We start from the raw sequence: 11,088 nt of genomic DNA, 5'->3' as shown, positions 1-11,088 counted from the left end.
AGGCAGTTCGCCGTGACCGAGCCAAATCAGGTGTGGTGCGGTGATGTGACCTGTATCTGGACGGGTAAGCGCTGGGCGTACCTCGCCGTTGTTCTCGACCTGTTCGCAAGAAAACCAGTGGGCTGGGCCATGTCGTTCTCGCCGGACAGCAGGCTCACCATGAAAGCGCTGGAAATGGCATGGGAAACCCGTGGTAAGCCCGGCGGGGTGATGTTCCACAGCGATCAGGGCAGTCATTATACGAGCAGGCAGTTCCGGCAGTTATTGTGGCGATACCAGATCAGACAGAGTATGAGCCGGCGCGGAAACTGCTGGGATAACAGCCCAATGGAACGCTTCTTCAGGAGTCTGAAGAACGAATGGATGCCGGTGGTGGGTTACGTAAGCTTCAGCGAGGCAGCTCACGCCATAACGGACTATATCGTTGGATATTACAGCGCACTAAGACCGCACGAATATAACGGTGGGTTACCCCCAAACGAATCGGAAAATCGATACTGGAAAAACTCTAACTCGGTGGCCAGTTTTTGTTGACCACTTCACCCCTTCTCATTCAGGCCACGGATAATGGTGGTGTACAGACCATCCTGCGTGCTCAGTGACGGCGGGAATGAAGTTTCAATCGGACGAACAACGACCACGCCAGAATTCAGATCGGTGTGCTCATTCAGGAGATCGATTTGCCAGTCAACAAAGGCGCGCAGGAAGTTACCTTCACCAAACTGAATGATACGTTCTGGATACTGTGCACCGGGAATATCGCGACGATTTAGTGTTTTCACAATGGGTTCCCTTCTGATTAGTCACACAACCCGTTTGAATTGGTATGACAGGTTAACAAAGTTTAATACGCCGAACCCCTGTTTTGATCAACTCCTGATGATTAATGAGCAGTTTTATGAGAAACGTGTGGCGCGGTTCATGGTTTAATCGAGGAAATACGCCTTTTCCTGGATCATAAAGTGGTAGAACACATTGCATTCAAATCGCGCGGAATGAATAAAGATGTCAGACAACTTCCTCACCGTAACGCATAGTGCTGGTACGGTTGCGCCCATCTTTCTTCGAGCGATACAGACACGTATCGGCTTCGACCATCAATTTATTAAAATCATCGGTCAGCGTTCGGTACGATGCGCGACCACTACCGACGCCAATACTTACCGTGAGATAAAGCGTTTTTTGTTGCCAGGTGAATGGTTGCAGTTCAACGCCTTTACGGATTTTTTCCGCCATTAGCAGACCATCGACAGGATTCACCGACGGCACTGCAACAGCAAATTCTTCGCCGCCCATGCGCGCCACCAGCCCCTTATCACCGACAATCTTCTGAATATGCCGGGCAAACACGCTTAACACTTTATCGCCACATTCATGTCCATAGTTATCGTTAATGCTTTTGAAATAGTCGATATCAAGCAGCATGACCGTCAGATGTTGTGTCTGTTTCAGCGATGGACTTTTCAGCGCCTCATAAAGACCGGACCGTGAGTAAACCTGAGTCAGAAAATCAAAGTCGGCTCGCAGCGCAACTTGCTTCATTAGCGAATTGATCGCTGCCACGCTAAAAGAAACCATAATTGGGCATATCGCCATCGTGGCAATACCGAGACGTGCGGAGAACATTTCCGGAATGGAGAACGGCGAACCGACCGAGATATCAATCACCGAATTTGCCACCAGTACGATTTCCACCGCACCGGTGACAAAGGTCAACAGACATGTTACCTGCGGCGTATAGCGCACTGCACACCAGATTAATGCAGGCAGCGGGAACGCCAGACTCCCCGCTCCGCCAATGACTACCGAGGCAATAACCGACACAATAAGCGCGATGGCGGGCATCATCTGTTCTGCTTTAAAGCGCGGCAGCACTCCAGGAATAGCCAACGTCAGCATACAAGGCACGATCAACACGCCCGTTGAGAATTGCTCACTGAACCAGTCCGCAAGCAAAGGCCAGAAATCCAGACTATCAATACTGACCGAACCAATCGCCCCGACAATAGCGCATAATAATGCGGCAATCAGACAGTAATTAAATAGCCGTAAGGCACTTACTGGCTCATACTTATTTTTCCCCAGACGCTTATCCCGCACGACCAGTAAGGCGACGGTAACAATAAACATCATATTGGAGAAATTGATAACCAGTGAAACCAGTCCCCATTCGGTGGTTATGGCATCATAAACCAGCATCGCCACATAACTGATCGCATAGTAATGCAGTCGATTAAGCCAGACATAGCGGGCAAACACCCCCGCCATTACGCCATTCAGCGGCCAGAAAAGAGAAAGTTCGTGAACCAGCCGTAACTCTGCAACAATAAAATAGAACAGCGTGGTTAGCGCAAAAATAGCGATGCTATTACGTAGCAGATGACCTTCCTGGAACAAACGGAAAGTTGAAATGGGGTGTACATGCATTAATTATCTGTCCATACAATTGCGGGTGGCAATTATCTCAACGTAATAAGTAAATTCTCATAAAGGATAGCATGTTCGCTAACAGCGGCGGCAAATAAAGGTACCCTGGGAATGCTATTTTATCGTTTTCCGCAATTCTCATGGCTGATTCATCTGTACAACCAGCCAGTGATAGATTACCGCCACGATATAACGTTGTTGTTCTTCGCTTAACGAAACACCCTGCGGAATGTTATGCCACTTAGCCAGACAACCGCGACAGCAGGTCGCGGTGGCGTGCTGAGCGATAAACACCGGATGCCGCGCATGGGTGTTTGCTTACCGTCATTAGCCGGTAATGCCGGAGCAAGACGTTTAGCGACAAAATCCGCCGCATGTTGTTCGATGACTGGCGCGCCTTTCTCCAGGCAATACTGACGCTCTTTCATGCCCAGACGAAAGCGAGAGCGAAATTTTGAACGGGATAAACGCGCGAAGAGTGGATCGAGAGACTGCATTAATAAACCGAACGCCCTAACTGTTTCGTCAATTGTTCAAGGACGGCGATACCCGCAAGCGAGTTACCTGCATCATCCAGTTCCGGACTCCAGACAGCGATGGCCATTTCATGCGGAACAATCGCCACAATACCGCCACCAACGCCAGATTTCGCCGGTAGCCCCACCCGCCAGGCAAACTCCCCCGCGTTCTGGTACATACCACTGGTCGCCATCAGCGCGTTAATTTGCCGCGCCTGCATTGGCGTCACCACAGGTTCATCAATATGAATAGCTTTCCCCTGATTAGCCAGAAAGACAAACGTCCGGGCCAGCTCTACACAGCTCATTTTCAGAGCGCAGTAATGAAAGTAGTTTTGCAGAACGGTTGTCACGTCATGATGGAAATTGCCAAACGACTTCATCAGCCAGGCGATAGCCGCATTTCGCGCGGAATGTTCAAATTCGGAACGCGCTACCACCGTATCGTATGAAATATCAGACACACCGCTTAAGCCGCGCACGACTTCCAGCATACGTTGCCGTGGTGCGCTTAATCGCCCTTGCAACATATCGCAGACCACCAGCGCACCAGCATTAATAAACGGATTACGCGGAATACCCTGCTCCATTTCCAGTTGCACTAAAGAATTGAACGGTGATCCAGACGGATCTTTGCCGACGCGTTGCCAGATTTCCTCTTCGGAGTAATGACGCATGGCGACAACGAGACTCAGCACTTTGGAAATAGACTGAATGGAAAAACGTTCTTGCGCGTCTCCGGCCTGAAAAAGCTGTCCGTCAACGGTACAGATAGCAATGCCCAATCGGGAACCGTCTACTGTAGCCAGCGCCGGAATATAATCCGCGACTTTACCCTGACCAATGAGCGGCCGCACTTGCCGCAAGATGTTTTCTAAAATTGCATTATCCATGGCGACTGCCACTTTCTACTCCTGGACCGCAGGTCTGAAAAGACCTGCGAGTATATCAGAGCTGAATATGTCGCGTCAGATCCGGTCTTTCCACACCGTCTGGATATTACAGAATTCGTGTAAGCCGAAATGGGAAAGCTCACGACCAAAGCCACTCTTTTTCACGCCACCAAAGGCCACTCGCGCGTCGCTGGCACAATAACCATTGATAAACACCCCACCGCATTCCAGACGTGCCGCCATCTGTCTGGCCTGTGTTTCGTCGGTGGTAAAAATGGTCGCTGAAAGGCCGAACTCACTATCATTAGCCAGTTCCAGCGCATGTTCTGCATCTTTCGCAACGGTGATTGCCGCAACAGGGCCAAACATTTCTTCCCGAAACGCGGTCATTTCTGGGGTAACATTCGCCAGAACCGTTGGCGGATAGTAGTTACCTGCCCCAGCCATCTTTTCCCCGCCCAGTAACAAACGCGCACCCTGCGCCAGGGTTTTCTCCACCTGATGATGCAGCTCATCACGTAAATCAAAACGAGCCATTGGTCCGAGAGCGTTCTCTTCATCACGGGGATCGCCCATTTTCAAGGCTGCCGCAGCTGCCACAAAACGTTCGGTAAATGCAGAAGCAATTCCCTCTTCGATAATAAAGCGTTTTGCCGCTGCACAAACCTGTCCGGTATTCTGATAACGTCCGGCTACCGCCGCTTTAACCGCCAGTTCCAGATCGGCATCGTTAAGCACAATAAATGGATCCGAACCGCCCAGTTCCAGTACGCATTTTTTCAGTGCCGCTCCAGCCTGTGCGCCAATAGCCGCTCCCGCACGAACACTTCCGGTCACCGTGACAGCAGCAATGCGCGAATCTTTAATCATTTGACTGACACCGTCGTTGTCGGCATTCAGCCAGCCATATACGCCTTGCGGGATTCCCGCATCTTTAAACACCTGGGCAATGAGCTGAGCACAGCCCATCACATTCGGCGCATGTTTAAGTAAGTAGCCGTTACCTGCAAGAATGATGGGAACCGCGCCACGCATCACCTGCCATAACGGAAAGTTCCACGGCATAATCGCCAGAATCGTCCCCAACGGTCGATACTCAATAACTGCCTGCTGATTTTCCACCAGCGTAGGTTCCGCCTTCAGCATTGCCGGACCATGTTCTGCATACCAGTCACACAAATTCGCCGATTTCGCCACTTCAGCGCGCGCCTGATTGATTGGTTTGCCCATTTCACGGGTGATCATTTGCGCCATTTCTTCGCTACGGGCGCGCAGAGCCTTACCGATACCACGCAGTTTTTCAGCACGATAATCTATATTTGTCTCGCGCCAGTCGCGAAAGCCTGCTGCCGCCAGCTGAAGTGCGTTTTCGATATCGTTAGCGCCAGCCCACGGCAGCACAGAAAGTTGTTCACCCGTGGCAGGATTTATCGAAATTGCATGAGTTGCCGGAGTAATGGTCATCGGGGTATCTCCTTTATGAGTCATGGTATGAAGATACGCAGATTTACTCTTGCTTTAAAATGAATAATATTAAGCCACTTATTCACGAATCGAGAATATTATGGATCTGACCCAACTGGAGATGTTCAACGCGGTTGCCGAAGCTGGCAGCATAACCCAGGCAGCAGCAATAGTGCTTCGCGTGCCGTCGAATCTCACTACCCGTCTACGCCAGCTGGAAACAGAACTGGGGGTAGATCTGTTTATTCGCGAGAATCAGCGTTTACGTCTCTCTCCTGCCGGGCATAACTTTTTACGCTATAGCCAACAAATTCTCGCGTTAGTGGATGAAGCGCGGAGCGTTGTCGCTGGCGATGAGCCGCAAGGTTTATTTTCTCTTGGTTCGCTGGAAAGTACCGCAGCAGTGCGCATTCCGGCCACGCTGGCGGAATTCAACCATCGTTATCCCAAAATTCAGTTTTCACTTTCCACCGGCCCTTCCGGCACTATGCTGGAAGGAGTGCTGGAGGGAAAACTGAATGCGGCATTTATTGATGGGCCCATTAACCATACTGCCATTGACGGGATACCGGTATACCGCGAGGAGCTGATGATCGTCACGCCACAAGGTCATGCGCCAGTAATCCGCGCCAGTCAGGTTAACGGCAGTAACATTTATGCCTTCCGCGCCAATTGTTCGTATCGTCGCCACTTCGAGAGCTGGTTTCATGCTGACGGTGCCGCTCCGGGAACTATTCACGAGATGGAGTCGTATCACGGGATGTTGGCCTGTGTGGTCGCAGGAGCAGGCATTGCGCTTATTCCACGCTCTATGCTGGAAAGTATGCCGGGGCATCACCAGGTTGAAGCGTGGCCGTTAGCTGAGCAATGGCGTTGGTTAACAACCTGGCTGGTCTGGCGTCGTGGTGCGAAAACGCGTCCGCTTGAGGCATTTATTCAACTACTGGATGTGCCTGACTCGGCAAAACAGGGTTACCAATGAGCTATTTTTGATAGTTCTTGCAGCTCAAATGCCCTATATAGTGATGTTCCGATGACTTATGACTATATGGGGCAAATATGGTTACGCCAGTAAGCATCAGTAATTACATATCTCTTCCTGATGATTTTCCCGTACGTAATATTGCACCTCAGGTAAAAGAAGTTTTAAAGAATTTTATTGATGCACTCAGTACCATAATATGTGATGAAGAGTGGCGCACGTCTTTAAACACCAACTCAGCCACAAAAAAGACATTTAACAACCTTGATAACTTATCATATATTCAGAAGACTTCTTTTCGGGGTAACGACACACTATACAATGAAAAGGTTCAGTTTAAACTCACTTATCCCGTCAAGAATGGAAGACACAAAGAAAATATTGAATTTCAGGTAGTAATAAATTTAAGCCCTATTTATTTAGATAATTTTCGCCATGATGGAGAAATTAATATTTTTGCGCTCCCAACCCAAAGCCTGTCACTATGGGGCGCGTATTTCACACCGGCGTCGAGCGTGTGCTCTTTCTGTTTCTGAATGATTTTATTGAACAATTTCCAATGATCCACCTTGGCGTCCCCATCAAAAAAGCGCATACACCACATATTGAACCCCTGCCTCCGGATCACCATACCGCTGCAGATTACTTACGCCAGTTTGATTTGCTTGTCCTGAATTTTATCTCTCGCGGTAATTTTGTCATACTCCCCCGATTATGGAGTAACTCTGAGGTTCACAGATGGTTCGTCAATAAAGATCCTAACTTGATCACCGCCATTCTCGACATAACAGACGGCGAATTAAAAGAGGATTTATTGCAAAGCCTGATGGATTCATTAGGTTCTAACAAACATGTACTACCCGAAGTCTGCATCTGCTTTTTATCCCTTTTAGCAGAACAAGAATCTCCTCATTTTCAGGACTTTTTTTATTTTTCGCCAATATGTTATTGCACTATCACCAATTTATGAATCCCAATGAAAGTGATCTGAATGACGTGTTGATGCCAGCATCATTAAGTGATGATAAAATTATCAAGCATATGGCGCGCAGGACCCTCAAACTGTTTGTAAAAAATGAAACGCCGCCAAAAGTTACTCACGAAGACCTGGTGAAAAACAGGCCTCGCTCCCCTGTCAGACCACCTATACCCGCAACCGCCAAAACGCCAGACCTCCCTGAACGTCATTAAACCGTGATGTTACCGACTCTCTGACGCGGAACAGAATCAGCGTCAGAGAAACGGAAAACGCGATCCAGATCACAAATGCATTGTATTCACATCATTAACCGTTTTAAGATCATTTCATCACTTTTTCGCAACTCACCCGATAATCTGTTATGACAACAAACACTGTTTCCCGCAAAGTGGCGTGGCTACGGGTCGTTACGCTGGCAGTCGCCGCCTTCATCTTCAACACCACCGAATTTGTCCCTGTTGGCCTGCTCTCTGACATTGCGCAAAGTTTTCACATGCAAACCGCTCAGGTCGGCATCATGTTGACCATTTACGCATGGGTAGTAGCGCTAATGTCATTGCCTTTTATGTTAATGACCAGTCAGGTTGAACGGCGCAAATTACTGATCTGCCTGTTTGTGGTGTTTATTGCCAGCCACGTACTGTCGTTTTTATCGTGGAGCTTTACCGTTCTGGTGATCAGTCGCATTGGTGTGGCTTTTGCACATGCGATTTTCTGGTCGATTACGGCGTCTCTGGCGATCCGTATGGCTCCGGCCGGGAAGCGGGCACAGGCCTTGAGTTTAATTGCCACCGGTACAGCACTGGCGATGGTCTTAGGTTTACCTCTCGGGCGCATTGTGGGGCAGTATTTCGGTTGGCGAATGACCTTCTTCGCGATTGGTATTGGGGCGCTTATCACCCTTTTGTGCCTGATTAAGTTACTTCCCTTACTGCCCAGTGAGCATTCCGGTTCATTGAAAAGCCTCCCGCTATTGTTCCGCCGCCCGGCATTGATGAGCATTTATTTGTTAACTGTGGTGGTTGTCACCGCCCATTACACGGCATACAGCTATATCGAGCCTTTTGTGCAAAACATTGCGGGATTCAGCGCCAACTTTGCCACGGCATTACTGTTATTACTCGGTGGTGCGGGCATTATTGGCAGCGTGATTTTCGGTAAACTGGGTAATCAGTATGCGTCTGCGTTGGTGAGTACGGCGATTGCGCTGTTGCTGGTGTGTCTGGCACTGCTGCTACCTGCGGCGAACAGTGAAATACACCTCGGGGTGCTGAGTATTTTCTGGGGGATCGCGATGATGATCATCGGGCTTGGTATGCAGGTTAAAGTGCTGGCGCTGGCACCAGATGCTACCGACGTCGCGATGGCGCTATTCTCCGGCATATTTAATATTGGAATCGGGGCGGGTGCGTTGGTAGGTAATCAGGTGAGTTTGCACTGGTCAATGTCGATGATTGGTTATGTGGGCGCGGTGCCTGCTTTTGCCGCGTTAATATGGTCAATCATTATATTTCGCCGCTGGCCAGTGACACTCGAAGAACAGACGCAATAGTTGAAAGGCCCATTCGGGCCTTTTTTAATGGTTCGTTTTAATGATTTCCAGGATGCCGTTAATAATAAACTGCACACCCATACATACCAGCAGGAATCCCATCAGACGGGAGATCGCTTCAATGCCACCCTTGCCCACCAGCCGCATAATTGCGCCGGAGCTGCGTAGGCTTCCCCACAAAATAACCGCCACCAGGAAAAAGATCAGCGGCGGCGCAACCATCAGTACCCAATCAGCGAAGGTTGAACTCTGACGCACTGTGGACGCCGAGCTAATAATCATCGCTATGGTTCCCGGACCAGCGGTACTTGGCATTGCTAGCGGCACAAAGGCAATATTGGCACTGGGTTCATCTTCCAGCTCTTCCGACTTGCTTTTCGCCTCCGGTGAATCAATCGCTTTCTGTTGCGGAAAGAGCATCCGAAAACCGATAAACGCGACGATTAAGCCGCCTGCAATTCGCAGACCGGGAATCGAAATGCCAAATGTATCCATCACCAGTTGCCCGGCGTAATACGCCACCATCATGATGGCAAATACGTACACCGAGGCCATCAACGACTGACGATTACGTTCGGCACTGTTCATGTTGCCTGCTAGGCCAAGAAATAACGCGACAGTTGTTAATGGGTTAGCTAACGGCAGTAACACCACCAGCCCCAGGCCAATTGCTTTAAACAAATCTAACATTGGTGGTTGTTATCCAGTGTATCTGGGTTATCAGCGAAAAGTATAAGGGGTAAACAAGGATAAAGTGTCACTCTTTAGCTAACCTTGCATCGCATTGACCAAAACTTGAACCGATTTAGCAAAACGTGGCATCGGTCAATTCATTTATTTGACTTATATTTGCCTGGGCAATATTACCCCCTGCAACTAATTACTTGCCAGGGCAACTAATGTGAAAAGTACCAGCGATCTGTTCAATGAAATTATTCCATTGGGTCGCTTAATCCATATGGTTAATCAGAAGAAAGATCGTCTGCTTAACGAGTATCTGTCTCCGCTGGATATTACCGCGGCACAGTTTAAGGTGCTCTGCTCTATCCGCTGCGCGGCGTGTATTACTCCGGTTGAACTGAAAAAAGTGTTGTCTGTCGACCTTGGAGCACTGACCCGTATGCTGGATCGCCTGGTCTGTAAAGGCTGGGTTGAAAGGTTGCCGAACCCGAATGATAAGCGCGGCGTACTGGTAAAACTTACCACCAGCGGCGCGGCAATATGCGAACAATGCCATCAATTAGTTGGCCAGGACCTGCATCAAGAATTAACAAAAAACCTGACGGCGGACGAAGTGGCAACACTTGAGCATTTGCTTAAGAAAGTCCTGCCGTAAACAAAAAAGAGGTATGACGATGTCCAGACGCAATACTGACGCTATTACCATTCATAGCATTTTGGACTGGATCGAGGACAACCTGGAATCGCCACTGTCACTGGAGAAAGTGTCAGAGCGTTCAGGTTACTCTAAATGGCACCTGCAACGGATGTTTAAAAAAGAAACCGGTCATTCATTAGGCCAATACATCCGCAGCCGTAAGATGACGGAAATCGCGCAAAAGCTGAAGGAAAGTAACGAGCCGATACTCTATCTGGCAGAACGATATGGCTTCGAGTCGCAACAAACTCTGACCCGAACCTTCAAAAATTACTTTGATGTTCCGCCACATAAATACCGGATGACCAATATGCAGGGCGAATCGCGCTTTTTACATCCATTAAATCATTACAATAGCTAGTTGATAACGTGACAACGTCACTGAGGCAATCATGAAACCACTTTCATCCGCAATAGCAGCTGCGCTTATTCTCTTTTCCGCGCAGGGCGTTGCGGAACAAACCACGCAGCCAGTTGTTACTTCTTGTGCCAATGTCGTGGTTGTTCCCCCATCGCAGGAACAACCACCGTTTGATTTAAATCACATGGGTACTGGCAGTGATAAGTCGGATGCGCTCGGCGTGCCCTATTATAATCAACACGCTGGTAATGCTGCCAACTTACTGATTTAGTGTATGATGGTGATTTTAAGGTGCTTGCGTGGCTTCCATTTCCATCAGATGTCCTTCCTGCTCCGCTACTGAAGGCGTGGTGCGTAACGGCAAAAGCACTGCCGGACATCAGCGCTATCTCTGCTCTCATTGCCGTAAAACATGGCAACTACAGTTCACTTACACCGCCTCTCAGCCCGGTACGCACAGAAATCATTGATATGGCCATGAATGGCGTCGGATGTCGCGCCAGTGCACGCATTATGGGCGTTGGCCTCAACACG

General features: G+C 49.1%; 10 protein-coding genes and 4 pseudogenes. 8 read left to right on the top strand and 6 right to left on the bottom strand.

The genetic code is table 11. The features are described 5' to 3' along the window. On the top strand, positions 1-534 hold a 534-nt coding region (locus tag BFF42_RS03310; RefSeq protein WP_039060271.1), incomplete at its 5' end, for an IS3 family transposase. 8 nt (positions 535-542) lie between these two features. Here the strand turns inward: BFF42_RS03310 and BFF42_RS03305 are convergent. The 5 genes and pseudogenes from BFF42_RS03305 to sad form a co-directional block, all read right to left on the bottom strand. Next, a pseudogene (locus BFF42_RS03305) lies at positions 543-782 on the bottom strand (mannitol dehydrogenase family protein); the annotation flags it as partial. 226 nt (positions 783-1,008) lie between these two features. Then, positions 1,009-2,427 carry a sensor domain-containing diguanylate cyclase gene (locus tag BFF42_RS03300; protein WP_000558057.1) on the bottom strand — a complete coding sequence of 473 codons (1,419 nt, stop codon included), beginning with the start codon at positions 2,425-2,427 and terminating at the stop codon, positions 1,009-1,011. Between the two features lie 138 nt (positions 2,428-2,565). Further along, positions 2,566-2,924, bottom strand: a pseudogene (locus BFF42_RS03295) (DUF4186 domain-containing protein). Continuing rightward, a complete protein-coding gene (glsB, locus tag BFF42_RS03290) occupies positions 2,924-3,850 on the bottom strand; it encodes a glutaminase B (protein WP_000257409.1) in 927 nt (308 codons plus the stop codon). The pseudogene BFF42_RS03295 and the gene glsB overlap by 1 nt, the downstream one beginning before the upstream one ends. Positions 3,851-3,913: 63 nt before the next feature. Next, entirely contained in the window at positions 3,914-5,302 is a 1,389-nt protein-coding gene (sad, locus tag BFF42_RS03285; protein WP_001296740.1) for a succinate-semialdehyde dehydrogenase, read from the bottom strand. A gap of 100 nt (positions 5,303-5,402) precedes the next feature. Here sad and ptrR point away from each other — a divergent pair, with 100 nt between their 5' ends. The 3 genes and pseudogenes from ptrR to ydeA all read left to right on the top strand — a co-directional run bounded on the left by ptrR (position 5,403) and on the right by ydeA (position 8,815). After that, on the top strand, positions 5,403-6,284 hold the full coding sequence (gene ptrR / locus BFF42_RS03280; protein ID WP_000366480.1) for a putrescine utilization regulator PtrR: 882 nt from the start codon (positions 5,403-5,405) through the stop codon (positions 6,282-6,284). 77 nt (positions 6,285-6,361) lie between these two features. Continuing rightward, a pseudogene (gene yneK / locus BFF42_RS26870) lies at positions 6,362-7,412 on the top strand (putative protein YneK); the annotation flags it as partial. Positions 7,413-7,624: 212 nt separating this feature from the next. Beyond that, complete coding sequence (gene ydeA, locus BFF42_RS03265; RefSeq protein ID WP_000210799.1) at positions 7,625-8,815, top strand: L-arabinose MFS transporter; 1,191 nt, start codon at positions 7,625-7,627, stop codon at positions 8,813-8,815. Positions 8,816-8,839: 24 nt separating this feature from the next. On the opposite strand, the gene marC is transcribed toward ydeA, so the two are convergent. Further along, complete coding sequence (marC, locus tag BFF42_RS03260) at positions 8,840-9,505, bottom strand: NAAT family transporter MarC (RefSeq protein ID WP_000885032.1); 666 nt, start codon at positions 9,503-9,505, stop codon at positions 8,840-8,842. A gap of 211 nt (positions 9,506-9,716) precedes the next feature. Between marC and marR the strand changes: the two genes are divergently transcribed. From marR to BFF42_RS03240, 4 genes and pseudogenes are all read left to right on the top strand, one after another. After that, positions 9,717-10,151, top strand: coding sequence for a multiple antibiotic resistance transcriptional regulator MarR (gene marR, locus BFF42_RS03255; RefSeq protein ID WP_000843419.1), 435 nt, complete (start codon positions 9,717-9,719; stop codon positions 10,149-10,151). 19 nt (positions 10,152-10,170) lie between these two features. Further along, complete coding sequence (gene marA / locus BFF42_RS03250; RefSeq protein WP_000091199.1) at positions 10,171-10,554, top strand: MDR efflux pump AcrAB transcriptional activator MarA; 384 nt, start codon at positions 10,171-10,173, stop codon at positions 10,552-10,554. A 31-nt stretch (positions 10,555-10,585) separates the two neighbouring features. After that, complete coding sequence (gene marB / locus BFF42_RS03245) at positions 10,586-10,825, top strand: multiple antibiotic resistance protein MarB (RefSeq protein ID WP_000803658.1); 240 nt, start codon at positions 10,586-10,588, stop codon at positions 10,823-10,825. Between the two features lie 28 nt (positions 10,826-10,853). Further along, positions 10,854-11,088, top strand: a pseudogene (locus tag BFF42_RS03240) (IS1-like element transposase); the annotation flags it as partial.

The sequence above is a fragment of the Shigella sp. FC1661 genome (assembly GCF_001712525.1).
GTDB classification, from domain to species: domain Bacteria; phylum Pseudomonadota; class Gammaproteobacteria; order Enterobacterales; family Enterobacteriaceae; genus Escherichia; species Escherichia coli.
The sequence above is the reverse complement of the archived record's forward strand: the minus strand, read 5'-3'. Positions and strand labels throughout refer to the sequence as shown.